The organism is Dongia mobilis, from assembly GCF_004363235.1.
Classification (GTDB): Bacteria; Pseudomonadota; Alphaproteobacteria; order Dongiales; family Dongiaceae; genus Dongia; species Dongia mobilis.
Genome location: NZ_SNYW01000006.1, coordinates 97,298 through 123,963 on the forward strand (window position 1 = coordinate 97,298; position 26,666 = coordinate 123,963).

The following is a 26,666-nucleotide window of genomic DNA, read 5'->3' on the forward strand; positions in this document are numbered from 1 at the left end:
ACCCTGCGCCGCGGTGGCGATTAGTCGAGGCAGGACGCGATCCGGGACGCCCAGTTCCCGTCCGCCAGCCGGCGCTCGACCAGAGCGATGTCGGGTGCCAGGAAGCGGTCCGCATCATAGGCCGGGATTTCGGCCCGCAGGGTGCTATAGGCGGCCCGCGTGCCGCGGCCGGGGGCAAGGCCCGGATAGAATTCGAAGGCCTGGGCCGCCAGCAGGTATTCGATCGCCAGGATGCGCCGCGTATTGGCGATGATGTCGCCGCATTTGAGCGCCGACGGCGTGCCGAGGCTGATATGATCCTCCTGCTGGGCGGAGGTGATGAAATTGTCGGTCACCAGCGGCTGGGCGAGAAGCCGGTTCTCGGCGGCAAGCGAGGCTGCCGCGTATTGCGCGATCATCATGCCGGAATTGACCCCGGGCTCGGCCACCAGGAAGGGCGGCAGGGTCGAGGTCGCCGGATTGATCAGGCGGTCGAGGCGCCGTTCGGCGATGCCGCCCAGTTCCGCCATCGCCATGCCGAGGAGGTCCATGGCAAGCGCTAGGCTCTGGCCATGCGGATGGGCGTTGGAGATGACCCGGTAGGCTTCGGGCGAGCCCAGCACCAGCGGGTTGTCGGTGGCCGAGCCAAGTTCAATCTCGATCTGGCGGCGGACATGGTCGATCTGGTCGCGGGCGGCGCCATGGACCTGGGGGATGGCGCGGATCGAGAGCGCGTCCTGGGTGCGACAGCCCTGGTGCCTAGCGACGATCTCGCTGTCCTTCAGCAGCGCCCGCAACCGTGTACCCACACGCAGCAGGCCGGGATGCGGTTTCAGCGCTAGGAGATCCGGATCAAAGGCGGCGATCTGGCCCTTCAGCGCCTCGAAGCTCATGGCGGCGGTGACGTCGGCCCAATCGGCCAGCAACTCGGCCTCGGCCAAGGCGAGGGCGGCCAGCCCGGTCAGGCAGCGCGTGCCGTTGACGAGGCAGAGTCCGTCCTTGGCGCCAAGCGTTACCGGGGCGAGACCGGCGGCGGTGAGCGCGGTCGCCGCCGGCATGGTTTTTCCGTCGACGGCGGCATCGCCGATGCCGATGAGTGCCAGGCCGATATGGGCGCCATGGGTGATGTAGCCGACCGAACCCCGGCGCGGGACAACCGGTGTCACGCCGGTATTGAGCAGCGCCACCAATTGATCGACCACCGCCGGCGACACGCCGGAATGGCCGTGGGCGAGATCATTCACCAGGGACGCCATGATGGCGCGGGTGGCGGCGATGGGTAGGGCCTCGCCCACGCCGCAGGCATGGCTCATCAGCGTGTTGCGGGAAAGCTGCGCCTGCTGTGCGCCCGAGAGCACGATGTCGGAGAGCGCACCCAAACCGGTGCTGATGCCATAGGCGCGCTCGCCCTTGGCGATGATCCGCTCGACAATGGCGCGGCCGTTGCGCAGGCGGGCCTGGCTGGTGGCGTCCAGCGCGAGCTCGGCTTCGCCCCGGGCGATGGCGGCCAATTCGCGATAGGTCAATGCACCCTCACCCCGCGAGATCGTTGCCTTGTCGCCCATCCTTGCCATCCAATCTGATTACCTTTACCTGTATATACAGGTACTGACAGGCGAGCAAGCCGGGCTGGCATGAGCTTTTCGAAAGCCGCCGTGAGCATAGGGGCGGGGGTTTGCGCGGCGGGCACCGATTTGGCAGGGTTGCGGCGAACCTGATCGGAAATCGCCATGCAGATCACGCAACAGCAGATCGATTGCTACCGGGAAGACGGCGCCATCCTCCTCAGGGGCGTCTTTTCGGACTGGGTCGAGCGCCTGCGCGCCGGTGTCGCGCGCAACATGCAGGAGCCCGGCCCCCATGGGGCTGAAAATGTGCGGCCCGGCGATGGCGGCGGCCGGTTCTTCGACGATTACTGCAACTGGCAGCGGATTCCGGAATTCACCGATTTCGTGCTGAATTCCCCCGCCGCCGCGATCGCCGGTCGGCTGATGGCGAGTGATGCTGCGCAGATCTTCCACGACCATGTGCTGGTGAAGGAGCCGGGCACCCCGAAAAGAACGCCCTGGCACCAGGACATGCCCTATTACTGTGTCGACGGCATGCAGACCGGCAGCTACTGGATCCCGCTCGATGCGGTCACATCCGAAAACACCCTGCGCCTCGTCCTCGGTTCGCATCTCTGGCCGCGGCTGGTGCGGCCGAAACGCTGGGCGGGCGGCGAGGATTTCTACGCCGATGCAGCGCAGTTCATGGACATGCCGGATGTCGAGGGCGGCCACTATCGCATCCTGGAGCCGGCGCTGGAGCCCGGCGACGCGATCCTCTTCAACTTTCGCACCGTCCACGGCGCCAACGGCAATGCCGGGCCGGCGCGGCGGCGCGCCTTTTCCTGCCGCTTCCTCGGCGACGACGCGGTCTATGCCGAGCGGCCCGGCCGCACCTCGCCGCCCTATCCCGGCATCAACCAGCGGCGCGGCGAGCGTCTGCGCGAAGATTGGTTCCCGATTGTCTGGACCGCTGCCTGATCATGTGGCCGGCTTGCCATAGCCTGACAAAGCGGGCAGCCTCGCCGGAGGCCTCGGCAGCAATCGGGAGTTGGATTCTGCGCGGATCGATGCATGGCCTGATCCTGGGTCTTATCCTTGCGCTCGGCAGTCCGGCCGCGCTGGCGGAAGAACCCGTCCTGCATCTGGCCTATACCGACCAGGAATCGCCCTTCTTTGTCATGGGCAATGGCCGCGACATTCCTGCCATGCCCGGCATTGCCGTGGAAATCGCCAAATCCGCGGCCAAGACCTGCGGGGTCGCCTTGAGGCCGGAGCGTTTTCCCGGCGGGCGCCTGCTGGCGCTGCTTGAAAGCAATGCTGTGGATTCGGTGCTGATGCTGTCCTTCGCGCCTGAGCGCCAGCGCATCGCCGTCTATCCGATGGCGGGCGATGCGGCCGATCCGGCCTTGCAGCTGGCGACACTCAGCTATGCCTTCTACGTAAGAAAGGGGAGTGCCGTCAGTTGGGACGGCAGCGCGCTGAACGGCGCCTTGCGGCCGGTCGGCGCCAATCTCGGCTGGTCGATCGTGAACGATCTCAGAAATGCCGGCATTGCGGTCGAAACGGCGCAGGACACGCGCAACAATTTCAACAAGCTGTTGGGCGCGCGCATCGACGCCTTCGCCATCCAGAGCTCGATCGGCGACCCCTATCTCGAGCGCAACGGCATCGACGACCGAATCGCCCGCCTGGAGCCGCCGATTTCGTCAAAGCCCTATTTCCAGGTATTCAGTCACGCTTGGCACCAGGCCCATCCCGATGCGGCCGCCTGCCTGTGGCGCGAAGCTGCCGCGCTCCGCGAGCGCGACATGCCCGCCCTGCTGTCGCGCTATCATGATTCGATGTAGGCCCTGCCGGGGATCAATCGTGCAGCCGGTCGAGGTCGTCGTAGAGTGCTTGGGAATGGCGATAGAGCCGATCGAACACCGGCTGCATGCGCTGGTAGGTCTCGGCCCAGCGGGGATCGGGCAGCACCTCGCCGACATGCGTGACAAATGAACCGGCCGCCGCATCGATCCGGCTGAAGCGGCCGGTTGCGGTGGCGGCCATGGCGGCGCAGCCGATGATGCCGCATTCGGCCTCGCGCGGAATCACGATCGGGATGTTGTAGGCGCTGGCCTTGATCTTCAGCCAGAGCGGCGTCTTGGCGCCGCCGCCCGATGCGATGACCCGTTCGAGGCGGTGCCCGCAAGCCTGCTCCATGATGCGGATATGGCGCGTGACCGCCAGGGCCACCCCTTCCATCACCGCGCGGTGGAGATGCGCCAGCCCGTGCTCCGCCGTGATGCCGAAGAACTGGGCACGGGAATTGCGATGCTTGCCGAACCGTTCGCCGGTCAGATAAGGCAGGAAGAAGAGGCGCTCCGATCCGGCCGGTGCGTTTGCCGCCTGCTCGACGATGGCGGCGTAATCGAGGCTGCGTTCGTGAAAGGCGCGCCGCGCCCAGCGCATGGCGTCGCCGCCCGATTCCAGCAGCACGAAACCACCCCAGCCGCCTTCCACCGTGCCGATATTGGAAATCTCGGCATCCAGCAGCGGCCGGTCGGCATTCAAGGTAATGATGGCAGAGGTACCGGTGACATCGGAGCCGAGGCCGGGCCGCGTGACGCCGGAGCCCAGCAGGGCAACCGGGAAATCGCCGGCCCCCACCAGGACGGGCAGGCCCTGGGGCAGGCCGGTTTCGATGGCAGCGGCGGCGGTAACCGACCCCAGGATGTCGAGCGGCCGGCGGATCGGCGCCAGTTTCGCGCGGTCGAGTTGAAGGAGGTCGCACATCTTCTGCGACCACGTGCCGGTCCTGGGGTCCATCAGGAAGGAGCAGGCGGCCTCGGTCCGGTCCATGGCGATCTCGCCGGTCAGGCGGAAATTGATGAAATCCTTGGGCATCACCACGGAAGCTGCCGACCGATAGGCCGGCGCATCGTGATCGCGCAGCCATTGCAGCTTGAAGGCCGGCCAGGCCGGTGTCGGCGGATTGCCGCTGTCGGCAATATAATCGGCAACCCGGTATTGGGTCTCGAAGGCCCTTACCAGTTCGCTCGTGCGCTTGTCGTTCCAGAGCGGAATGTTGGGCCGCGTCAGCCGGCCGGTATCGTCCAGCAATACCGTGCCGTGCATCTGGCCGCAGGCACAAAGGGCGGCGATGCGCCCTTTCGCTTCCGGCGCTGCCGCCAGCACGTCGCGGATCGCCCGGACGACGCCCGTCCACCAATTCTCCGCCCTCTGCTCCGACCAGCCATATTGCGGCACGATCTGGTCGTGCTCATGGGCGGCGAGGTGTTGGATCCGGCCCGCCTCGTCGACCAGGGCGGCGCGAACGCTGCCGGTGCCGACATCGATGGTGAGATACAGATCGCCCGCCACGCCTGCCATTCCTTCGTCATGTTAGAAAAGTAACATAACTACAAAATTCTCCGCGTCAATCTCCGGAATTTTGAGATTCTTCGATGCAGCGCAACAAATGGAAGGTGATTTATTGACTCTCGGTTGCCAAAAATGTAGTAAAACTACAGAAAGTGAGGAAGCATGATCCCCGAACCGCGACTCTGCCAGGTCGATCTCAGCAGCGGCACGATGCAGGGTGCCACCGGGCGCTACCAGAAGAAGCTGAAGGACCTGGCCGGGCTCTATGCCGACGCGGCCGCTTTCGCCGCGCGCGTCGCGGAGGCGGGCGAGGACATCGTCTATGACGTGGCGGATTTCCACCCGGAAGGGAAAACCGGCGATCTCATTTTCGGAGTGACGCGCATGTCGCCGGGTCTTGTCGGCGACGAATTCTTCATGACGCGCGGCCATATCCATGGCCGGGCCGACCGGCCCGAGATCTATTTCGGCCAGAAGGGGCTGGGCCTTATGCTGCTAGAATCGCCCGATGGCGAGACGCGCGTGCTGCAGGTGGCGCCGCTGAGCATCTGCTACGTACCGCCCTTCTGGATCCATCGCTCGATCAATATCGGCACGGAAGACCTGGTCATGCTGTTCACCTATCCCGCCGATGCAGGCCAGGATTACGGCATCATTGAAAAATCCCATGGCATGCGCCACCGCGTGATGCGGGACGGCGCCAATGGTTGGCGCCTGGTGGAGAATCCCGCCTACCGCTCGCGTTCGCCGGAAACGATTGCCGCCCTGCTGCATTCGGCGGCCTGAGAGGAGATAGCCACCATGACCGCCCCCATCGAGATCATCCGCCGGACCGGCATCGTGCCCGTGATCGCCATCGAGCGCGCGCAGGATGCCGTGCCGCTGGCCGACGCGCTGCTCGAAGGCGGGCTGCCAGTGGCGGAGATCACCTTTCGCACGGCGGCGGCGGCCGATGTCATCGCCGCCATGCACGAGAAGCGGCCTGAGCTTTGCGTCGGTGCCGGCACGATCCTCGACCAGGCCTCGCTCGCTGCCGCGATCAAGGCGGGCGCCGCCTATGGCCTTGCCCCGGGCTTCGATGCCGCCATCGTCGCAGCGGCAAAGGCGGCGGGCTTTCCATTCGCGCCCGGCATCATGACGCCGAGCGACCTCACTGCGGCCGCCGCTGCCGGCTGCCGGCTAGTCAAGTTCTTCCCGGCTGGCCCCGCCGGCGGACCCGGCTTTCTGCAGGCGATCTCGGCGCCCTTTGCCCATCTCGGCATCTCGGTCATCCCGACCGGCGGTGTCACGGAGGAGAACCTGGCGGATTGGCTGAAACTGAAAGCGGTGGTTGCAGCGGGCGGCACCTGGGTCGCGCGCACCGAGGATATCACCGCCGGCAATTTCGCCGAGATCACGCGCCGCGCCAGATCGGCGGTCGCCGCAGTCGCGCGGGCGCGCGGAAACTGACATGGCCTACCAGCCGGCGACGCACCCGACCCTCTATTTCATCGGCGTCACCACGACGTCGTCCTCGATCATGAAAGTGTTTCCGGCCTGGGCGGCACATCTTGGCCTCGCCAATGCCGTACTGAATGGGATCGATTTTCCGATCCATGCCGACCCGGCCGCCTATCGAGAAGCGGTCGATTTCATCAAGCGCGATCCCTTGTCGCTGGGGGCCCTGGTCACGACCCACAAGATCGACCTGTTTGCCGCTGCCCGCGATCTCTTCGACGAGATCGACCCCTACGCGCAGTTGATGGGAGAGACCAGCTGCATCTCGAAGCGTGGCGACCGACTGATCGCCCATGCCAAGGACCCAATCTCCTCTGGCCTTGCCATCGAGAGCTTCCTGCCGGCGGATCACTTTGCGCGGATGGGCGCGGAAGTTTTCGCCATCGGGGCCGGCGGCTCCACCATCGCCATAACCTGGTATCTGATGCAGGCCGGGCGCGGTGCCAATCGTCCCCGCCGCATCATCGTCGCCGATCCTGACGCGCATCGGTTGGCGGAGATCCGCCGCATCCATGGCACGATCGGCAGCGACATCGCCGTCGACTACGTGGCCAGCAGCGGTGACGCCAATGACCGCATCCTGGCCGAGCTGAGGCCGGGCAGCCTTGTCATCAACGCAACCGGCCTCGGCAAGGATCGGCCCGGCTCACCGCTTTCCGATGCTGCCGTCTTCCCCGAAGGCGCCATTGCCTGGGACCTCAACTACCGCGGCGACCTGGTTTTTCTGCGGCAAGCGGCGGCACAGCAGGGGCGAGGGGTCACCCCGGTCGATGGCTGGACCTATTTCCTGCATGGCTGGACGCAGGTGATCGGCGAAGTCTTCGCCGTCGAGATACCGACCACCGGCAAGGAATTCGACGCGCTTTCCGATATCGCCATCCAGGCCGCGAAGGGATAGGGGCATGAGCGAGCAGGGCCGCCCGAGGATTCTGGTGACGCCGCGTTCCCTCACCATGGGCGCGCATCCGGATCTTGCCCCTTTGCGCATGGCCGGCTTCGAGATCGTGACCGCGACGCCCGGACAATTGCCGGGCGAGGCGGAACTTATGCGACTGCTGCCGGATTGCGTCGGCTGGCTGGCGGGGATCGAACCGGTTTCCGCGGCCGTGATCGCGGCGGCCAGCCGGTTGCAGGTGGTAAGTCGCAACGGTACGGGCATCGACAATTTGCCGGTGGAGGAAATGCGCCGGCGCGGCATCCGTATCGCCACCGCCGGAGCCGCGAATGCGCCGGGTGTGGCCGAACTGGCCCTGGCACTCATTCTCGCCGGCCTCCGCCATATACCCTTGGGCGATCGCGGCATCCGTGGTGGTGATTGGCCGCGGCGACGCGGGCGCGAATTGCGCGACCGCAGGGTGGCGGTAATCGGCTGCGGGGCCATCGGCGGCGAGGTGGCGCGCCTTCTGGTGGCACTCGGCGCAGAGGTGGTGGGCTTCGACCCGAAGCCGCGCGATCTCGGCCTCGCCCCGGATCACTTTCGCTGGGTGGAACTGGATGCGGCACTGGCGACCGCCGATATCATCACGCTGCATTGTCCGTTGCAGCCGGGCGGTGCGCCCCTGCTGGACGCACGGCGCCTCGCCGCGCTGCGGCCGCAGGCGATCATCGTCAATACGGCACGCGCCGGGCTGATCGACGAGGCAGCCATGCTGGATGCACTCGAACGCGGCGCCGTCGAGGCCTATGCGACCGACGTCTATGCCGAGGAACCGCCGCGCGACCTTGCCCTGGCCACGCACGAACGCGTCATCTCGACCAGCCATATCGGCGGCTTCACCGACGAAAGTGTCGCGCGTGCGACCAGGATCGCGGTCGACAATTTGCTGGCCGTGCTTGCGCCGAAGGTGGCTCATGCCGGCTAGGCTGGCAGCACACCCGCGAACCGCACCGCTCGGGGCCCATCTCGCGGCGGCTCCCGGAATGGATCTCTGCCTGCATTGGCTGGGGCAGGCGGGCTTCGTGATCGAGGGGGCGGGAAAGCGCCTGGTGATCGATCCCTATCTTTCGGATTCGCTCGCCCGGAAATATGCCGGCCGGCTCTATCCGCATCAACGCCTGATGGCCGCCCCGGTGGGTTCGCTGGAACTGGGGTCGGTCGACCTCGTGCTTTCCACCCATCAGCATACCGATCACATGGACCCGGATACGCTGGCCCCTCTGATGGCGCAGCAGCCGCACCTCAAGCTGGTGGCACCGCGCGCCGCGCGAGAGGAAGCGCTGCGCCGGGCACGGGTCGACGACACGCGCCTCCATCTCGTCGAAGCCGGCGAGCGCATTGTTCCCATCCCCGGCATCGCCGTCACCGCGACGCGCGCCGCCCATGAATCACTGGAGCGCGATGCCGACGGCAATCACAGATTCCTCGGTTATGTGATCGAGATCGCGGGCTGCCGCATCTGGCATGCCGGGGACACCGTGCCCTTTGACGGCATGGTCGCGGAAGTGGCGGCACTCAAGCCCGATATCGCGCTGCTGCCGGTCAACGGGCGCAGCGCCACCCTGCTGGCGAACGGCGTGCCGGGCAATCTGGCGCTGGACGAGGCGATTGCCGTCGGCCGCGATGTAGGGGCAGGGGCGATCATCGCCCATCACTTCGGCATGTTCGACTTCAATACCGCCGATCCCACGGCCATCGACCAGGCGGCGACGCAACTGGCGAAGTCGGGGGACGGACCGATGCTCTTTCGCGCCGCGCTTGAAACGGCCTATCGCCGGGAGCCCAACCCATGAGCGAGATCCACCCCAATAGTCAGAATGTGCTGGAGGCCATCCGCCGCCAGCTCGGCCAGCTGCGCAAGTCCGATCGCAAGGTGGCGGATGCAATCCTCGCCGATCCGCAACGCTTTCTCGCCGCGACCGTGGCCGACACCGCTCATACCGCCGGCGTCAGCCAGCCGACTGTTATCCGCTTCGCGACGGCGATCGGCTGCAACGGCTTCCAGGATTTCAAGCTGCGCCTGGCCCAGGCGCTGGCGCTGGGCACACCGGCAACGCATTCCGTCCTGCTGGAGACGGACGGGCCGGAAACCGTGTTCGAGAAAATATTCGACTATACGATCAGCAGCCTGGACTGGACCCGCAAGCGCATCGACACACTGGCGGTGGCGCGGGCGATCGACATCCTGACCACGGCCAGGGCGATCGATTTCTTCGGCTTCGGCGCCTCCGGCATCGTGGCGCAGGACGCGCAGCAGAAATTCCCACTCTTCGGCGTGCCTTGCGGGGCGCCGGCCGATCTCCACCAGCAGGTCATGGTGGCCTCGATGATGCAGCCGGGGCATGTCGCCGTCGTCATATCCAATACCGGCACGACGCCCTCGATGATCGATGTCGCGAGGCTGGCCCGCCAGAACGGGGCCCGCGTCATCGGTCTCATCGGCACCACGCCGGCGCCGCTCATCGCCCATTGCGACGTCGCCATCGTCATCGAAACCCTGGACAACACCAACGACTACACGCCCACCATCTCGCGCCTCGCGGCCCTAGCCGTGATCGACGTGCTGTCGACCGCGGTCGGGTTGCGGCGGGACCCCACCTACCGCAATCGGGTCGCCGTGATGAAGCGGCGCCTCCAGGCCTATCGCGGTTCCACGACGACGTGATGCCGTCACTGGCACAGAGGTGCCGGCAGCGGGACGTCGAATAGGGGCATCCGATTGGGCGAGCCGGACCAATCCCGCTCTGGCCTCAGCAAAAAAACACCCAATCCACTGGACAACCCATTCGCAAATGCGAATAATTCGCATTGCGTGTGCCGGCGCAGCATGGCTTTATGCAGCGCCGTCCGCAATCGCCGTTTGCAATCCCTGGCAGCAGCCAACTGGATGAATTAATGGGAAATTTCTCAATCTACTGGGGATGCGTCAGGGCTGCTCGCGGCGTGCGCTGCCTCCTGATGATACTGGTCGTGGCACTGGCCACCTTGCTCGATCCGGGGTCCAGCCAGGCCCAGCAAGCCGGGGAATCGGCAACCGCCATGGCGCCGGGCATCGATGGGGTGGGCGGTGCCGCCGAACCGGTAGGCGGCTATCTGCCGGGATCCGACGGGCGCCTGCTCCTGGGGCCGGATGGCCAGATGCTGGCAGCGGACGATCGCGGCCTGCCGCATGACCTGTCGCCCTGGGGCATGTTCCTGCAGGCCGATTGGGTGGTGAAGGCAGTGATGATCGGCCTGGCCCTCGCTTCGGTCGTCACCTGGACCGTGTGGCTGGTGACCAGCCTTGAGCTGATGGCCGCGCGCCGCCGCTCGGCCCATGCCCGCGCCACGCTTGCCGAGGCCGGCTCGCTGGCCGAAGCCGTCGCCCTGTTTGCCGGAAGCGATGCGCGCAGTCAGGCGGCGCGCGATCTGCGCGAGGGTGCTGCCCGCGATCTGGTCACTGCCACCGCCCATGAGGTCGGCATTTCCGCGGGCCTGCCGGCCGATGGGGTCAAGGAGCGCGTTGCCTCGCGCCTCGAGCGGATCGAGGCGGCGGCCCAGCGCCACGCCACGCGCGGCACCGGCATCCTCGCCACCATCGGTTCGACCGCTCCCTTCGTCGGCCTGTTCGGCACGGTCTGGGGCATCATGAACAGCTTCATCGGCATATCCCAGGCGCAGACCACCAATCTGGCCGTGGTGGCACCGGGTATCGCCGAGGCGTTGTTGGCGACGGCGCTTGGCCTTGTCGCCGCCATCCCGGCAGTGGTCATCTACAACAGGTTTGCCCGCAGCATCGCCGGCTACCGCGCCATCCTTGCCGATATCTCGGCGGAATTGCTGCGCCTCGTCAGCCGCGACCTCGACCAGCGCCGCGCCACCCTGCGCGAAGCAGCGGAATAGGGCGAGGGCCTAGCATGGCAATTCGCCTCAATCATGGTCCAGCGGGCGAGGATCTTGCCGAAACCCACGAGATCAACGTCACCCCCTTCATCGACGTGATCCTGGTCCTGCTGATCATCTTCATGGTGGCGGCACCCTTGTCGACGGTCGACGTGCCGGTCGATCTGCCGGCGGCCAGTGCGCAGCCACAGCCGCGCCCGGAGGCGCCGCTCTTCGTCACCATCGGGGCTGACCTTGCGCTCAGCCTCGGCAACGAACAAATTCCGCGCGACCTTCTGGGCGACGAGATTGCCGCCGCGACCGGGGAAGACAAGGAAACCCGCATCTTCCTGCGCGCCGACGAGAAGGTCGATTACGGCGAGGTGATGCAGGTCATGAACCTGCTGCGCCAGGCCGGCTATCTCAAGATCGCCCTGGTGGCGCTGGAGCAGACCGGCAGCGCCAGCCCGCAATTGCCGGCCGGCGCGGCGACGCCGCCATCGGCGGCGCAGTGAGGGCCGGACCGTGGCGAGCCTGCGCATGCGCTGCCCAGCCCTCTCGGTCGAACGGCGCCGTCATCGCCTCGGCCGCTGGCTGGGTGCCGCCGTCCTCATCTTCGGCATCCACGTCTCCGGTGCCGCTCTCGGCATGATGCAGTGGCGCGAACCAGCCGGCGTACCGGCGCCGCTTCCGGCAGCGATCATGATCGACCTCGCGCCCGTCGCTGCCACGCCGCCGCCACCACCCCCGACCGCATCACCCGACAGGGCCGCGCTTGTTGAAGAGCCTGACGCCATTCCACCGGAATCGGTCGAACTGCCGCCGCTCGCTGAATTGCTCGAACTGCCGCCGCCGCTCCCCGAAATCGAGCCAGAGGTGGCTGTGCCGGCCAAGACCGAGCATAAGAAGGAGCAGAAAAAGTCGGCCGAGAAGAAGGGCAAGCAGAAAGCCGACAAGCAATCGGCCGACAAGAACAGGACTGAAATAACGAAAATGGATCAGGCCGTCGCCGCGGCGAAGATCGCCGCCGATGAGGCGCAGGAGAAGGCCTTCAAGACCGCCGGCGAGGCCATGTCCGAGACCAGGGCCGAAGTGACCCAACCAGAACAGCAGGCCGGCCTGCCGGCCGGTTCCAGGTCAACTGCCCCGGGTGCTGCTGCCTCCGGTGCTGCTGACTCGGGCGCCGCCGATCTGGCGACAAGCCAGGCCGCGCAGGCATCCTGGGAAGGCCTTGTCCTTTCGCATATCGAGCGGTTCAAGAAATATCCCCGCGTCGCCAAGCGCCGCAACCAGGAAGGGATGCCGGTGGTCGCTTTCGTCATCGATCGCGCCGGCAATATCAAGAACGCCTATCTGGTGCAGAGTTCCGGCCACGATTCTCTTGACGAGGAAGCAATGGCCACCTTGCGCCGCGCCGAGCCGCTGCCCGCACTTCCCCCGGAAATGGCCGGTACCACGGTCACCCGCTCCGTGCCGATCCGCTTCAACCTGAAGGATTGAACTGAGGCCGCCGGCTCATCCGACGCTGATCGCCCGATAGGCGCCGATGCGCGGCGGCGCGGCGCAGAAATGCGCCATCGGGCCGGGTTCGTTCCGCCAATAGGCCGAAAAGATGGTGAAGCCGATGGGGTCGGCGGCGGATTGCCCGTCCCGCATCAGCGGCCGTTCGGCAAGGGCTGCCACGGCGCGGCCTTGCGCCAGCGCCGCATCGATGGCAGCGAGACGGTCGCGCGAAATCGGGCTGCCGCTCTCCGGTACTGCCTTCGGGTGGTTGGTGTGGCCATAGCGGGCGGGGTCGCCCGGTACCTGGCGCATGCCGCTGGCATCGCATTCATAACCAGCCCAGCCGGTTGCATCGGCGATGAGGTAGTGCAGGCCCGAAGCGTGGGTGACGGTGCGCAGGAAATTTTCGGCCTCGGCGCGCGATTTGCGCTCCATAACCCCACGCATGACGAAGAGGCAGGGCAGGCCATCCCGCGTCGGCGGCAATTGCAGCAGGGTGTTGCAGCAGATGGAAAGGCCATGGCTGTTGATCCCGGTCATGCCGATGGTCCCGGCCAGCGTGCCCATGACGGCCGTCCCGCCATCTACCAGCGGATAACGCAGCACCACCTGCAGGCCGTCCATCCAGGCGCTGATATCCAGATTCTGGCCTGACCACACGACACCATCATCGCCGCGAAAGGCGAAACTGGTGCAGGCCTCGGCATGTCGTGCGCTGTTGATCCACCATTGCTCGTCGGTCAGGTTGAGCAGCAGCACATGCGCGATCTCCTGGCCGGCTCCGGCGGCGATGCCCTGAAGCTCGGCCCAGGCGCCCGGCGTCCAGCGTTGCGCCGCCGCTGCGAAACCGGTCCCGGTCAGCATTCTATCCGCGAGGTCGCGCCAGGATCGCGTCGGCGTCGCGCTCGTCTCGCGCCACAATTCGATATGCCGGGCGATCATCCCGCGGCAGGCCTCGCCATGGGTAAGGCCCCGTTGATAGGGGGCACCGGTCAGGTCGAGGACCGGAAAGTCGATCATTTCCCGCCGGCCTTGTGCGCCCTGGCGCGCCGCTCGATATAGCTGGTGAAGGCCAGCAGGATGCCCGAGATGAGGACGAGAACGATGGCGGCCGCCGCGATCGCCGGGCTGATCGATTCGCGGACGCCGCTGAAGATCTGGCGCGGCAGGGTGCGGTGCTCGGTGCTGGTAATGAAGCTGGCGATCACCACCTCGTCGAACGAGACCAGGAAGGCGATCAGCGCACCGGTCAGGATGCCGGGCGCCACCAGCGGCACCAGGATGCGGCGGAAGCTCATGAGCGGCCCCGCGCCAAGCGAGGCGCCGGCCCGCATCAGGTTGCGGTCGAAGCCCTTCAGGCTGGCCAGCACCGTGGTGACGACGACCGGCGCGGCGAGGCCGGCATGGGCCAGGATCAGCGACAGTCGCGAGCCGATCAGCCCGACCGAGGCATAAAAGCTGAAACAGGCGACACCCAGAATGACGATCGGCAGCACCAGCGGCAGCGAGATGATGGCCAGCATGGTCTGCTGCCCCGGAAAGCGCCCCCAGCTGAGCCCGATCGCAGCCAGCGTGCCCAGCGCCGTCGCCAGCGCGGTCGCGGCCACGCCGACGATCAGCGAGTTCACCAGCGCAACGGTCCAGCGCGAATCGGTGAAGATCACCTCGTACCAATGCAGCGACCAGCCCGGCACGGGCAGGGTCAGCATCGTGCCGCTGGTGAGCGAGATCGGCACCATGATGACGAGCGGCGCCAGCAGGAAGGCGAGGATGACGAGCGTGTGCAGGAAGGCGAGGCGCCGCCGGAGATTGGGCCAGAAAAACATCAGCTTCGCCTCCCGAGACGGCGGAAGGCGGCCCAGCCGAGGCCGGCGATCAGCAGCAGTGCCATCAACTGCACGGCAAGTGCGCCGGCGAGGCCCCAATTCAGTGTCTTGTTGGTGAATTGCGCGACATAGGAACTCAGCATCTGGTCGCGCGGGCCACCGATCAGGGTGGGCGTGATGTAATAGCCGAGCGCGAAGACGAAGACGATCGCCGACCCGGTGAGGATGCCGGGCGAGAGCAGGGGCAGCAGCACCCGCCAATAGCCCTGCCACCAATTGGCCCCGAGCGATGTCGCTGCGCGCAACAATTCCTTCGGCAGTTTCAGGAGCACCGACAGGATAGAAAGAATCATGAGGGGGAGCAGCACCTGCACCATGGCGATGTAGAGCGAGCCCCGCGTGTAAACAAGGCGCAGCGGCTCTTCGATCAACCCCAGGAAAAGCAGCGTCGCGTTCACCGGTCCCTCGCCTTGCAGGATGATGATCCAGGACACCGTGCGCACCAGCAGCGAGGTCCACAGCGGGAACAGCACCAGGGCCAGCAGGATGCCGGACCAGGGCGGCCGGGCATTGGCCAGCACATGGGCGACCGGCAGCGACAGCAAGATGCAGATCAGCGTCACGTTGACACTGATGGCGATGGTGCGCCAGATGATATCGCGGAAAATGGCGCGGTCGGCCGGGACATTGACGATGGCACCCGCCTGGTCGCGCTCCAGATCGATCGATTGCAGCAGATAGAAATCGGTCCAGCGCGATTGCGCCGATTTCAGCAGCGACCACAACGGCACCTCGCCCAGGGCCGGGATCACCCGGGTGAGATCCTCCACCGTGACCGCGTCCGGCTCATCCACCAGCATGGCCGCCTTGATGAAGCCGTTGCGTACACCGGTGATCTGCTGGTTGAGCGCCTGCGCCACCTGGCCCAGCGTGCCGGCCTCGCGGGCATTGCGGATGTCGTGGGCCAGTGCCCGGAAGCTGGCCTCGCCCGGCACGCCCTGATCCGGCGACCAGTCAGCCAGGCTGGCGGCGGTGAGCTTCAGGTTCTCCGCCAGCAGGTCATTGTCGACGGCGCGATAGAGGAACTGCCCGACCGGAATCATCACGGTCACGACGACAAAGGCGAGCAATGGCAGGACCAGCAGGAACAGCCTCAAGTCGCGGTTCGCGCCAAGGCGCGAAAAGACCGAGCGCCGGTTGCCCGGCGCTCGGTTGCCCATTTCTCGCGACAAGATGCGGGTGGTCAACGACGCTTGAACCCGCGCAGGCTACTGGGCAAGCCAGGCCTGGAAGCGCTGTTCCAGGGCTTCCTTGTTCTCGGCCCAGTAATCGGTGTCATAGACTGCCGCATAGGGCAGGTTCTTGGCCGAGGTTGGCAGGCGCTCCAGCTGTTCGGCCGTCAGGTGCTTTTCCACATCCTTGTGGCCGACGCCATAGGCATAGAGCTTGGGGAACCCGGCCTGGTTCTCGGGCTTGGCGAAGAACTCGACGAACTTCACCGCGTTATCCCTATTGGGCGCGCCCTTGACGATCGCCCACATGTCGGTGCCATAGAAGAAGCCGGCTTCCCACACGATCACATAATTGGAGCCCTTCTCGTTCTCGGCGGTGACGCGGGCGTTGTAGAGGTCGGTCATCACCACTTCGCCGGCCGACAGATTCTGCAGCGCATTGGTCGAGCTTGTCCACCACACCACATGCGGCTTGATGCGGTCGAGGGCGGCGAAGGCGCGGTCGACGCCGCCTTCCGAGCGCAGCACGTCGTAGACCTCGCCGGGTGCCACGCCATCCGCCATCAGCGCGTTCTCCAGCGTGTACTGCGCCTGGCCCAGCATGCCGCGCTTGCCGGGAATTTTTTCGACGTCCCAGAAATCCGCCCAGCTCTTCGGCCCGTCCTTCAGCTTGGCGCCGTCATAGACCATGACGGTGGCCCAAGTGTCGGACGCCATGCCGCAAGGATGGATCGTGCCCGGGAGATAACTGTCCTTTTCGGCATAGACCGCGTCCGGAAGTTTCTCGAACAGCCCTTCGGCGCAGCCGATCTCGAGCGCCGGCGCCTCGACGCTGACGAAATCATAGACGATGGCGTTGCTTTCGATCTGGGTGCGCAGCTTGGCGATCTCGCCACCCCATTCGTCGAGATTGACCTTGATGCCGCTCTCGGCGGTGAAGGGCTGGAAAACGCCCTTGTCATAGGCCTCGTTCCACGAGCCGCCCCAGCCGACGGCGGTCATCGATTCTTCCGCCTGGGCGCTGGCCGTTGCGGCGATGAGCGCGAGGGCGGCGGCGGTCACGATACGCGATTTCATGCTTGGCCTCCTGTTTGAGAGATCGAGTGCTGTTCTTTTTTGGATTTGATCAAATCCTAGGAGCGTGTATTCTGGCTGTCAACGGGACAATTACTAACGCGGCGCATCGCTTCGCATGACGCCGCGGGATGGCGGGTGAGCGATGGGTGAAGGCGTCACGGCTGGACAGAATCTCGAACTCGATGCGGCGATCGCGGAAACGCGGGCGAAATACCAGCGCGCCAATGCGCAGAGCGCAGAGCGCCATGAAGGCGCCAAGCGCGCCTTGCCCGGCGGCAATACCCGCGCCGTCATGTTCTACGAACCCTTCCCGCTGACCCTCACCGGCGGCAGGGGCTGCACGGTCAGCGATCTCGACGGCCACACCTATGTCGATTTCGTCAGCGAATACACGGCCGGCCTTTACGGGCATTCCAATGCGAAGATCGCCGCCATGATCAAGCAGGTGGCCGATAGCGGCTGGGTCCTGGGCGGTCCCAATCCCTATGAGGGCCGCCTCGCCCAAGCGGTGGTCGACCGCTATCCGGCGATCGAGCGCGTGCGCTTCTGCAATTCGGGGACCGAGGCCAATCTGATGGCGCTCTCGACCGCGCGGGCCGTCACGGGGCGGGCGAAGATCCTGGCCTTCGAGGGCGGCTATCACGGCGGCATCCTGACCTTTGCCCATGGCGGTTCGCCGCTCAACGCGCCCTATCCCTTCATCTTCGGGCATTACAACGACATCGCCGGGGTGACCGCGCTCATCCGCGAACATGCCGGCGAGCTCGCGGCCGTGATCCTGGAGCCGATGATGGGCGGCGGCGGCTGCATTGCGGCGAAACCCGATTTCCTGGCGGCACTGCGCGCCGAAACGGCGAAGGCCGGCATCCTCCTCATCTTCGACGAAGTGATGGCGTCGCGCCTGTCCTATCGGGGCTATCACGGCAAGGTCGGCATCAAGCCGGATTTGGTGACGCTCGGCAAGTATATCGGCGGTGGCTGTTCCTTCGGCGCCTTCGGCGGCCGCGCCGACATCCTCGACCGGTTCGATCCCGCCAGCCCCAACGCCTTCGGCCATGGCGGCACCTTCAACAACAACATCTTTTCGATGGCGGCCGGATTCACCGGCTTCACCGAAGTGCTGACCGAAGAGGCGCTCGACCGCATGAACGGCCTCGGCGACGATCTGCGCAACGGCATGAATGCGCTTCTTGGCACGCGCAATGTCGCGGCCCAGGTGACGGGGGTCGGCTCGATCATGAACCTGCATTTCGTCGGCCATCCGGTGCGCTCGCCCGATGATGTCGAGCATGCCGACCCGCGCTGGCTGCATCTCTGGCAATTGGAGATGCTGCTGCGGGGGCAGTATGTGACGCCGCGCGGGATGATCGCGCTGTCGCTGCCCATGACACGCGCGGAAATCGTTGCATTTCTGGATGTGTTCGCCGATTTTCTCGACGGCTACCGCTCGATCCTGCCGCAGCAAATTTGAGGAAGGGGCCGGCAAGACCGGGCGAGTCCGACAGACCTACAGGATCATGGCGAAGAAAATCCAGGCGGAGAAGCAGCGGAAACCGGTCAAGGCGCAGCCCAGCCTCGCCAAGCGGGTTGGCCGCGCCCGCCGGGTGCCCCATGGCAGCACACATGAAGACGTTTATCTTCGCCTCAAGCACGCCATCATGTCGGCCCGTTTCGTGCCTGGCGAGCGCCTGGTCGTCTCCAAGCTGGCCAAGACCTTCGGCACCAGCCCCATGCCGATCCGCGAGGCACTGCGGCGTCTGGTGGCCGAGCAGGCGCTGGAGAACAGCCCCAATCGAGGGGTCCAGGTGCCGCTGATGACAGCGAACCGGCTTGCCGATCTGCGCCGCGTTCGCTGCCAGATCGAGGGCTTGGCGACGGAATGGGCCGCTGCCCATATCACGGTCGAGGAGCTGGACCAACTGCAGGCCATCCAGGACCGCATCAACAGCCTGGTGGCGGCGCATATCACCCAGGACTATCTCGACCTCAACATGCAGTTCCATTTCGCCATGTATCGCGCCGCACGCTCGCCGCTGCTGATGCCGATCATCGAAAGCCTGTGGCTGCAGGCGGGGCCCAGCCTCAACGCCATGCGCCAGACGCCCTATTTCGGCATCGGCATCGACCATCACGACGAGAATCTGAAGGCCCTGCGCAAGGGCGACGGCAAGGCCGCGCGCGCTGGGCTGGAACGCGAAATCACCGAGGCGGCGGACATCATCCTCGCCTCGCTCGCCGGCAATGACGGCAACGATCAGTAACAAACAGGACCAAGGGGAGGCAGACATGGCGGAAGCGGTGAAACCGGAAAAGAAGGCGGGGCGCCGCAAGGTCATCATCACCTGTGCCGTCACCGGCTCGGTGCATACCCCCACGATGACCCCCTATCTGCCGATCACGCCGGACGAGATCGCGCGAGAATCGATCGCCGCGGCCGAGGCCGGGGCTTCGGTCATCCACCTCCATGCGCGCGACCCGAAGGACGGCCGGCCGACGCCGAACCCCGACGTCTTCATGCAGTTCCTGCCGCGCATCAAGCAGAATTGCGACGCGGTCATCAACATCACCACCGGCGGCTCGCTCGGCATGTCGATGGACGATCGCCTGGCCGCCCCTCTGCGCGCCAAGCCCGAGCTTTGCTCGCTCAACATGGGCTCGATGAATTTCGGCATCTTCCATGCCGGCGAGAAGATCACCGAGTGGAAGCATGACTGGGAAAAGCCCTATGTGGAGAAGACCTATGACAACATCGTCAGCAATACCTTCGCCCAGATCGAGCGGGTGATCCGCGAGCTCGGCCATGGCTGCGGCACGCGCTTCGAATGCGAATGCTACGATGTCGGCCATCTCTACACATTGGCGCATTTCCTCGACCGCAAGCTGCTGGAGCCGCCCTTGTTCGTGCAGACCATCTTCGGCGTGCTGGGCGGCATCGGTCCGCATCCGGAGGATCTCGCCCATATGCGCCGCACCGCCGACCGCCTGTTCGGCGCGGATTACCAGTGGTCGATCCTCGCCGCCGGCCGCCACCAGATGGGCCTTGCCACCATGGGCGCCACCATGGGCGCCAATGTGCGCGTCGGGCTCGAGGACAGCGTCTATCTGGGGCCAGGGCAATTGGCGAAAAGCAATGCCGAGCAGGTCGCCAAGATCCGCCGCATCCTGGAGGAACTGTCGCTCGAGATCGCAAGCCCGGCCGAAGCGCGCGCCATGCTGAAGCTGAAGGGCGGCGACCAGGTCGCCTTCTGACCATGGCGCGGGAAACCCGCCCGATGCCGACCAGGCGGGCGGGTCGTTCGCCCTGGCTGCGCGAGGCGCTCGCGCTGGACGAGACGGATGCGCCCATCCTTGCCGGCGAGGCGCGCTGCGACATCTGCATCGTCGGTGGCGGGCTGGCCGGGCTCTGGACCGCCATCGAGTTGAAACACCGCGCGCCGCAGACCAGCATCGTCATCATCGAGGCCGATATCTGCGGCGGCGGCGCCTCCGGCCGCAATTCCGGCATGGTGCTGTCGCAATGGGCCAAATTCGCGGCCCTGACGAAATTCTGCGGGATGGAGGGCGCCATCCGCCTCGCCCAGGCCTTCGGCCGTTCGCCAGCCGAGATCGCCGCCTTCTGCGCCACCCATGGCATCGATGCCGAATACCACCCCGATGGCTGGATCTGGGGGGCTTCCTGCGCCGCCCATCTCGGTTCCTGGGCCGGTATCCTTGAAACTCTCGCGGCGGCAAACCGGTTTCCCTTCCGCGAGGTGACACGGGACGAGATCGCGGCATTGACCGGCACCGATGCCTTCCTCGCCGGGATCCACGATCCCACCGCCGGCACCATCCATCCCGGCAAGCTGGTGCGGGGCCTGCGCCGCGTGGCGCTCGGCCTCGGCGTCGTGATCCACGAGAACACGCCGATGACGCGGCTCCTCCGCCGGCCGCAGCCCGGCGTCGTGACGCCTCGGGGCATGGTGCGGGCTGAGCGGGTCATCCTCACTCTCAACGCCTGGTCGCTGGCAGTGCCCGAGCTGCGCTCGGCCATCCTGGTGATCGCCAGCGACGATGCGGTGACGGCGCCGGTGCCGGAGCGGCTCGCCCAGGCCGGCTACCGCCGCAAGCCGCTGATCAGCGATTCGCAAACCTTCGTCACAGGTTATCGCACGACCGGCGACGATCGCCTCAATGCCGGCGTCACCGGCGGGCGCCTCGGCTTCGGCAGCTTCCGGAGTCAGCGGTTCGAGGGCAGGTCAGCGCGCGAGGCAGCGATCCGGGCCGCCATTGCTCGCGGCCACCCGCAGCTTGCCGACATTCCGCTCGCCGAGAGCTGGTACGGCCCCATCGACCGTACCCGCAGCGGCCTGCCGCTGTTCGGCCGCCTGCCCGGATGCAGCGACATCTTCTATGGCTACGGCTTTTCGGGTAACGGCATTGCGACGACGCCCATCGGCGGCCGCATCCTGGCTTCACTGGCCCTCGACGTCGTGGACGAATGGTCGGGCTGCGGCCTGGTGCGGCCGCCGGAAGGTTGGCTGCCGCCGGAACCCATCCGCTATTTCGGCGCGCATCTGGTTCGCGCCGCCATCGACCGCGCCGACCGCCTGGCCCATCTCGATCGCCGGCCGGACTTCCTCACCCGCCGCCTCGTCGCCCTGGCGCCGGGTGGCATCACCACCTCGGACGCGACCTGACCCGGGAGGAACAAATGCGTGCTGTCGAACACTTTCCCTATCGCGACCTGCCGCTCATTCGCTGCGAGGTGCCGGGCGGCGCGACGCGCATCGCCCGGGTCGTCAATGCCAGCAACAGCCGGCACATGGGCGGCGGCATCGAGATGGCCGAGAATGTGCGCTACCAGTGGACCACGCTCTATGACGAGATCCTGTTCATCCACAAGGGCAGCATGCTGGTCCGCACGCAGGGCCGCGAACTGGAACTCGGCCCCGGCGACATCCTCTGGCTGCCGGAAGGGGCCGAACTCGATTACGACTTCACCGGCCGGGCTTGCGAATACTTCTATGCCCTCCATCCCTTCGATTGGGCGGCCAAGCATGGGATGAAAGAGCCGTAAGGCGGCACCAGCACCCCAAAAATCTAACAGCTTCCACGAGATTCCTGCCCGTTGTCCGATCCCATCGCCACTTGCTAGGCTGGCGCCGCAGCAGACAAGCCCCGGCGGACATGACCCGAACGACATCGCAGAAGCGCAGCCCAACCCGGGAACGTCGCCTCGCCCTCACCGCCGAATTAGTGGCCCATTGCGAACGCCCGGTGCCCGATCCCGGGCCCTGCGCCGGGACCACCTATTTTTCCGAGGCCGATTACGCCGCCTTTGCCGAGAGGCTTGCTGCCGAAAGCGGCGATGGTCCGGTCTGGGTCTTCGCCTATGGTTCCCTCATCTGGAATCCGGGGTTCACCTGGGAATCCTATCGCCGCGCCACGGTGCATGGCTGGCATCGCTGCTTCTCGATGAAGATGGAACGCTGGCGCGGGACGCCGGAGCAGCCCGGCCTGATGCTGGCCCTGGAGCGCGGCGGTTCCTGCGAGGGCATCGCCTATCGCCTGCCGCAGGGCGACCGGGTCGGCGAACTTGTCAATCTGCTGAAGCGCGAGATCGACGGCGCCGAGAATGCCGCCTACATCCGCTGGGTCCGGGCGCGAACCGATGACGAGCAGTTCCGGGCGCTGGTCTTCTATGCCCTGCCCAAGGGCGCCGATTTCCCGGAGCGTCCCAGCCTGGAGACGGCGGCACATATGCTGGCCCGCGCCTGCGGCCATGCGGGATCGGGTGCCGCCTATCTCCATCGCACGGTCGAAAAGCTGGCCGAGCACGACATCTATGATCGTAACCTGTGGCGGTTGCAGGAGATGGTGGCGGCGGAGATCCGGGCATTGCGGGGCTGAAGGGGCGCGCATTGTCACTCGACCCGGCATTGGCTAAGACTGGCGGAACAGCCGCCGGAGCCTGTCATGACGAGCCTGATGCCGACGCCAATCCAGCCACCTGATTCCTTTCCCTTTGTCGCGGTCAGCGGTGCGCCCCGTGAGCGGGGTCTGCAATACGGAAAGGCGGTGCCGGACCGCATCCGGCGCAGCATAGCGCTTTATGGCGGCACACTGGACGAACTTGGCCTCGATGCCGCGCACAGGCAGCGCCTGATCGGTGCCTTCGCCGACCATATCGCCAGATTCGGCGCGCATTATCTTGAGGAGATGCGGGGCATTGCCGAAGGCGCTGGGGTGCCGCTCGACGACATCATCCTCATCAATGCGCGCACCGAGGTGGTGGCCCAGGCGCGGCGCGAGACCAACCAGCCGGAAGCCGAGGATGATGTGGATGGCTGCACCGGCGCCGTCATCCTGCCCGAACGCAGCGCCAGCGGCCATTTGATCCACGGCCAGAACTGGGATTGGCGCGCCGAATGCGCCGAGACAGCGATCGTGCTGCGTGTCGCCCGCGATGACGGCCCCGATTTCGTGACCTTCGTCGAGGCGGGCGGGCTCGCACGCTGCGGCTTCAACCAGGCCGGCATCGCCATCACCGCCAATTACATCGAATCCGACCGCGACTATCGCGAGATCGGCGTGCCGCTGGTCCTCATCCGCCGCAAGGTGCTTGAGCAGAAGCATTTCGCTCTGGCGCTGCGAGTGGTGGCGGCGACGCCCAAGACCTGCTCCAACAACATGATGGTGAGCTCGGCCGAAGGCTATGCGATCGATTTCGAATGCGCCCCCGAGGAGGTCTTCCCGCTCTATCCGGAGGACGGCCTCCTGGTGCATGCCAATCACTGGGTAAGCCCGGTGGCGCTTGCCAAGCTGAAGGATGCCGGGCTGCTGGGGGATTCCTTCTACCGCGACAAGCGCGTGGCGCGCCTGCTCGACAAGCCCAAGCTGACGACCGAAGATCTGAAGGCCGCCTTCTTCGACGATTTCGCGGCACCCTTCGCGGTGTGCCGGCCGGTGCTGCCCAATTCCGCCGGCGATCTTTCGGCCACCGTTGCCATGATCGTGATGGATGCCAAAGCGGGCTACATGGATGTGGCGCCGCTGCCAGCCCATAACCGCGACTTCACCCGCTATTCCCTGCATGATGCGCCGGTTTCGCTGGCCCGGGCGGCGGAATAGATGGCGCGAAAGCCGGCGCCCTCCGGACCGCGGCTCCGGGTCGTGATCGAGCCCGAGGTGGCGATCGGCCCGGGCAAGGCGGATCTGCTGGAAGCCATCCGCGACACCGGCTCCATCTCGGCTGCCGGCCGCCGCCTCGGCATGAGCTATCGCCGCGCCTGGCTGCTGGTGGACGAACTCAACCGGCATCTCGGCGCCCCCGTGGTCGATGCCCAGACCGGCGGCGCCAAAGGCGGCGGCGCGGCGCTGACCGAAACCGGCGACGAGGTGCTGACCCGCTATCGCCGCATGGAACAGGCCTGCCGCCATGTGACCGAAGAGGACGTTGCCGCCCTCAAACGCCTGATCCAGCGCAACCAGCGTCGGAAATAGCCCGCTTTCGCCGCGCCGCTGCTGCGTCGGAATCGCATAAGTCGCTGCCGGTTATCGGGTTCTGGCGCGCCCGCCAGACATGCTAGTCTGAACGCCATGAATGACCTGCCGCTGATCCTTGAATTGCCTGCGCCAGCGCTCGATGTCGAGCGCTGGGCCAATGCCCTGCGGCCGCAGGGCGGCTTTGTTTTTTTCGACAGCGCGCTGCGGCACCAAAGCCTTGGCCGCTATTCCTTCCTGATGGCCGATCCGTTTCACCGGCTGAGCGCCAGCGGCAACCAGGTCGCGCTGGACGGCGTGGCGCAGGCGGCTGACCCCTTTGCCCTGCTCGATGATCTGCTGCGGCGCTACGCGCTGCCGCGCCTGCCCGGCCTGCCGCCGTTCCAGGGCGGCATCGCCGGCTCCTTCGGCTATGGCCTGCGCCATCACCTGGAGCGGCTGCCGCAGCACCGCCGGGACGGCCAGGCGATTCCCGATCTCCTAGCCGGCGCCTATGACCTTGTCGTCGCCATCGATCATCTGGCCGGGAAGGGCTGGCTGATCTCCAGCGGCTTTCCGGAAAGCGGCGGGGATGCGCGGCGCCGGCGCGCAGCGGCTCGTATTGCCGAGGCAATCGAGCGCTTCGACGCGGCCCCGGCGCAGGCGTTCGCCAGTGCCGATTGGGCCCTGGCGCCCCGTGCCGACCTTGCCGGCGACCAGTACAAGGCAATGATCCGCCGCACCATCGACTATATCGAGGCGGGCGACATCTATCAGGCCAACATCACCCAGCGCTTCCAGGTCAGCCTGCATGAGGGCATCGATCGCTTCGCCCTCTATCGCGCGCTCAGGCTGCGCAACCCCGCCACCTTCGCGGCCTTCCTCGAATTCGACGATGTCGCCATTCTTTCCTCGTCGCCGGAACGCTTTCTGAAACTGGCGGACGGCCGGGTCGAGACGCGGCCGATCAAGGGCACGCGCCCGCGCGGCCGCAATGCGGCCGAAGATGCGACACTGGCCGCCGAGCTTGCCGCCAGCGAGAAGGACCGCGCCGAGAACCTGATGATCGTCGACCTGCTGCGCAACGACCTCAGCCGCGTCTGCCGCATGGGCAGCGTCAAGGTGCCGGTGCTGTGGGGGCTTGAAACCTATGCGACCGTGCATCATCTCGTCTCGGTGGTGACGGGCGAGATGCTGGCGGGGAAGAATGCGGTGGATTTGTTGCGCGCGACCTTTCCCGGCGGCTCGGTGACGGGTGCGCCGAAGATCCGCGCCATGGAGATCATCGCCGAACTGGAACCTTCCCCTCGCGGCCCCTATTGCGGTGCCATCGGTTATCTCGGCTTCGACGGGTCGATGGACAGCAACATCGTCATCCGCACCTATTGCATCACCGGCGACCAGCTCACCTTCCAGGTGGGCGGCGGCATCGTCGCCGACAGCGATCCACAGGCGGAATTGGAGGAGAGTCTCACCAAGGCCAAGGCCCTGATCGAGACGCTGGCGCAAGGGGCGGTGGCCAAACAGCGCGGCGGGTCGGCGGCATGATCTGGCTGAACGGTCGCATTCTGGCGCCGGCGGAGGCGCGCATCGATCCCCGCGACCGCGGCTTCACGCTGGGCGACGGGCTGTTCGAGACCCTGGCGGCCGAGAATGGCCGGCCGCTGCACCTGGCCGCCCATCTCGAGCGCCTGCAGCGCGCCACCAAGGTACTGGAACTGCCGCTGCCGGTGGAGATGAGCGAGTTCCCGGGTGCCATTGCCGAACTGCTGGCGGCCAACGATCTTGTCGGTAGCGCCGCGGCCCTGCGCATCACGCTGTCGCGCGGGGTGGGTTCGCGCGGCCTGCTGATGCCGCTCGATGCGAAGCCCACCCTGGTCATCACTGCCGCCCATCATCCGCCGGTGCCGGATCACCTGGATGCCAGCATCGTCGCCATCCGCCGCAACGAGGGCTCGCCGCTCTCGCGCCTCAAATCGCTCAACTATCTCGACAACGTGTTGGCCCAGCAGGAGGCCGGGGCGCGCGGCGCGGATGAGGGATTGATGCTCAACAATGGCGGCCGTGTTGCCGGTTTCGCGCGCGGCAACGTTTTCCTGCTCAAAGGGCGGCGGCTGCTGACCCCGCCGCTGGCGGATGGCGTGCTCGATGGCATCGTGCGTCACCTCCTGCTGGCAAAGGGGGGCGGAATCGGTCTGGAAATACGCGAACATTCCCTCGGCCGCGCCGATCTGGATGCGGCCGACGGCCTCTTCATCACCAATTCGCTGTTGGGCTGTGTGCCCATCCGACGCCTGGACGGGCGCGACCTGCCGATTGCCGCCGATATAGGCAAGCAATTGATTTCGCTGACAAAAGACCCCGACTAAAATCGCTC

At 66.2% G+C, this 26,666-nt stretch carries 27 protein-coding genes; 21 read left to right on the plus strand and 6 right to left on the minus strand.

Going from position 1 to position 26,666, the window contains the following annotated elements; all coding sequences use genetic code 11:
* Positions 1–20: 20 nt before the first annotated feature.
* Positions 21–1,544: an HAL/PAL/TAL family ammonia-lyase gene (locus tag A8950_RS02035; RefSeq protein WP_133611925.1), complete on the minus strand. Its 1,524-nt coding sequence runs from the start codon at positions 1,542–1,544 to the stop codon at positions 21–23.
* A gap of 165 nt (positions 1,545–1,709) precedes the next feature.
* On the opposite strand from A8950_RS02035, the gene A8950_RS02040 reads away from it, so the two are divergent.
* Together A8950_RS02040 and A8950_RS02045 are read left to right on the plus strand one after the other, a co-directional pair.
* A complete protein-coding gene (locus tag A8950_RS02040; protein WP_133611927.1) occupies positions 1,710–2,507 on the plus strand; it encodes a phytanoyl-CoA dioxygenase family protein in 798 nt (265 codons plus the stop codon).
* An 89-nt stretch (positions 2,508–2,596) separates the two neighbouring features.
* Entirely contained in the window at positions 2,597–3,376 is a 780-nt protein-coding gene (locus A8950_RS02045) for a substrate-binding periplasmic protein (RefSeq protein WP_166644950.1), read from the plus strand.
* A 13-nt stretch (positions 3,377–3,389) separates the two neighbouring features.
* Here the strand turns inward: A8950_RS02045 and A8950_RS02050 are convergent, their stop codons facing one another.
* Entirely contained in the window at positions 3,390–4,892 is a 1,503-nt protein-coding gene (locus tag A8950_RS02050; RefSeq protein WP_133611930.1) for a xylulokinase, read from the minus strand.
* Between the two features lie 162 nt (positions 4,893–5,054).
* Here A8950_RS02050 and A8950_RS02055 point away from each other — a divergent pair, with 162 nt between their 5' ends.
* From A8950_RS02055 to A8950_RS02095, 9 genes are all read left to right on the plus strand, one after another.
* Entirely contained in the window at positions 5,055–5,678 is a 624-nt protein-coding gene (locus tag A8950_RS02055) for a glucose-6-phosphate isomerase (protein ID WP_208109712.1), read from the plus strand.
* A 15-nt stretch (positions 5,679–5,693) separates the two neighbouring features.
* Entirely contained in the window at positions 5,694–6,341 is a 648-nt protein-coding gene (gene eda / locus A8950_RS02060; protein ID WP_133611932.1) for a bifunctional 4-hydroxy-2-oxoglutarate aldolase/2-dehydro-3-deoxy-phosphogluconate aldolase, read from the plus strand.
* A gap of 1 nt (position 6,342) precedes the next feature.
* A complete protein-coding gene (locus tag A8950_RS02065; protein ID WP_133611933.1) occupies positions 6,343–7,287 on the plus strand; it encodes a shikimate dehydrogenase family protein in 945 nt (314 codons plus the stop codon).
* A gap of 4 nt (positions 7,288–7,291) precedes the next feature.
* Positions 7,292–8,251, plus strand: coding sequence for an NAD(P)-dependent oxidoreductase (locus A8950_RS02070; RefSeq protein WP_133611935.1), 960 nt, complete (start codon positions 7,292–7,294; stop codon positions 8,249–8,251).
* A 58-nt stretch (positions 8,252–8,309) separates the two neighbouring features.
* A complete protein-coding gene (locus tag A8950_RS02075; RefSeq protein WP_133611937.1) occupies positions 8,310–9,119 on the plus strand; it encodes an MBL fold metallo-hydrolase in 810 nt (269 codons plus the stop codon).
* The gene (locus A8950_RS02080) at positions 9,116–9,991 is read left to right on the plus strand and encodes an SIS domain-containing protein (RefSeq protein WP_133611939.1); all 876 of its coding nucleotides are present in this window, start codon (positions 9,116–9,118) and stop codon (positions 9,989–9,991) included. The genes A8950_RS02075 and A8950_RS02080 overlap by 4 nt, the downstream gene beginning before the upstream one ends.
* A gap of 305 nt (positions 9,992–10,296) precedes the next feature.
* The gene (exbB, locus tag A8950_RS02085; RefSeq protein WP_243735500.1) at positions 10,297–11,208 is read left to right on the plus strand and encodes a tonB-system energizer ExbB; all 912 of its coding nucleotides are present in this window, start codon (positions 10,297–10,299) and stop codon (positions 11,206–11,208) included.
* 14 nt (positions 11,209–11,222) lie between these two features.
* Entirely contained in the window at positions 11,223–11,702 is a 480-nt protein-coding gene (gene exbD, locus A8950_RS02090) for a TonB system transport protein ExbD (RefSeq protein WP_133611943.1), read from the plus strand.
* Between the two features lie 10 nt (positions 11,703–11,712).
* Positions 11,713–12,687 carry an energy transducer TonB gene (locus tag A8950_RS02095; RefSeq protein ID WP_133611944.1) on the plus strand — a complete coding sequence of 325 codons (975 nt, stop codon included), beginning with the start codon at positions 11,713–11,715 and terminating at the stop codon, positions 12,685–12,687.
* A 15-nt stretch (positions 12,688–12,702) separates the two neighbouring features.
* Here the strand turns inward: A8950_RS02095 and A8950_RS02100 are convergent, their stop codons facing one another.
* Genes A8950_RS02100 through A8950_RS02115 form a run of 4 tightly spaced genes read right to left on the minus strand, consistent with a single transcriptional unit; the run spans position 12,703 to position 16,825 of the window.
* Complete coding sequence (locus A8950_RS02100) at positions 12,703–13,710, minus strand: C45 family autoproteolytic acyltransferase/hydolase (RefSeq protein WP_133611946.1); 1,008 nt, start codon at positions 13,708–13,710, stop codon at positions 12,703–12,705.
* Entirely contained in the window at positions 13,707–14,516 is an 810-nt protein-coding gene (locus A8950_RS02105) for an ABC transporter permease (RefSeq protein ID WP_133611948.1), read from the minus strand. Before A8950_RS02105 ends, A8950_RS02100 begins: the two co-directional genes overlap by 4 nt.
* Positions 14,516–15,763 carry an ABC transporter permease gene (locus A8950_RS02110; RefSeq protein WP_166644951.1) on the minus strand — a complete coding sequence of 416 codons (1,248 nt, stop codon included), beginning with the start codon at positions 15,761–15,763 and terminating at the stop codon, positions 14,516–14,518. Before A8950_RS02110 ends, A8950_RS02105 begins: the two co-directional genes overlap by 1 nt.
* 21 nt (positions 15,764–15,784) lie before the next feature.
* The gene (locus A8950_RS02115; protein WP_133611952.1) at positions 15,785–16,825 is read right to left on the minus strand and encodes an ABC transporter substrate-binding protein; all 1,041 of its coding nucleotides are present in this window, start codon (positions 16,823–16,825) and stop codon (positions 15,785–15,787) included.
* Positions 16,826–16,967: 142 nt separating this feature from the next.
* Here A8950_RS02115 and A8950_RS02120 point away from each other — a divergent pair, with 142 nt between their 5' ends.
* From A8950_RS02120 to A8950_RS02165, 10 genes are all read left to right on the plus strand, one after another.
* A complete protein-coding gene (locus tag A8950_RS02120; RefSeq protein ID WP_133611954.1) occupies positions 16,968–18,296 on the plus strand; it encodes an aspartate aminotransferase family protein in 1,329 nt (442 codons plus the stop codon).
* A gap of 46 nt (positions 18,297–18,342) precedes the next feature.
* On the plus strand, positions 18,343–19,086 hold the full coding sequence (locus A8950_RS02125; protein ID WP_166644952.1) for a GntR family transcriptional regulator: 744 nt from the start codon (positions 18,343–18,345) through the stop codon (positions 19,084–19,086).
* Between the two features lie 25 nt (positions 19,087–19,111).
* Entirely contained in the window at positions 19,112–20,074 is a 963-nt protein-coding gene (locus tag A8950_RS02130; RefSeq protein ID WP_133611958.1) for a BKACE family enzyme, read from the plus strand.
* A gap of 23 nt (positions 20,075–20,097) precedes the next feature.
* Positions 20,098–21,504, plus strand: coding sequence for an NAD(P)/FAD-dependent oxidoreductase (locus tag A8950_RS02135; protein ID WP_166644953.1), 1,407 nt, complete (start codon positions 20,098–20,100; stop codon positions 21,502–21,504).
* Between the two features lie 14 nt (positions 21,505–21,518).
* On the plus strand, positions 21,519–21,884 hold the full coding sequence (locus A8950_RS19345; RefSeq protein WP_166644954.1) for an AraC family ligand binding domain-containing protein: 366 nt from the start codon (positions 21,519–21,521) through the stop codon (positions 21,882–21,884).
* 110 nt (positions 21,885–21,994) lie between these two features.
* Positions 21,995–22,717 carry a gamma-glutamylcyclotransferase gene (locus A8950_RS02145; protein ID WP_133611964.1) on the plus strand — a complete coding sequence of 241 codons (723 nt, stop codon included), beginning with the start codon at positions 21,995–21,997 and terminating at the stop codon, positions 22,715–22,717.
* Positions 22,718–22,783: 66 nt separating this feature from the next.
* Complete coding sequence (locus A8950_RS02150) at positions 22,784–23,938, plus strand: C45 family autoproteolytic acyltransferase/hydolase (RefSeq protein ID WP_243735501.1); 1,155 nt, start codon at positions 22,784–22,786, stop codon at positions 23,936–23,938.
* Entirely contained in the window at positions 23,939–24,310 is a 372-nt protein-coding gene (locus A8950_RS02155) for a winged helix-turn-helix domain-containing protein (protein ID WP_133611966.1), read from the plus strand.
* A gap of 96 nt (positions 24,311–24,406) precedes the next feature.
* Positions 24,407–25,837 (plus strand): aminodeoxychorismate synthase component I, encoded by a 1,431-nt coding sequence (pabB, locus tag A8950_RS02160; RefSeq protein ID WP_133611968.1) that lies wholly within the window; start codon positions 24,407–24,409, stop codon positions 25,835–25,837.
* Complete coding sequence (locus tag A8950_RS02165) at positions 25,834–26,658, plus strand: aminotransferase class IV (protein ID WP_133611970.1); 825 nt, start codon at positions 25,834–25,836, stop codon at positions 26,656–26,658. Before pabB ends, A8950_RS02165 begins: the two co-directional genes overlap by 4 nt.
* Positions 26,659–26,666 lie beyond the last annotated feature (8 nt).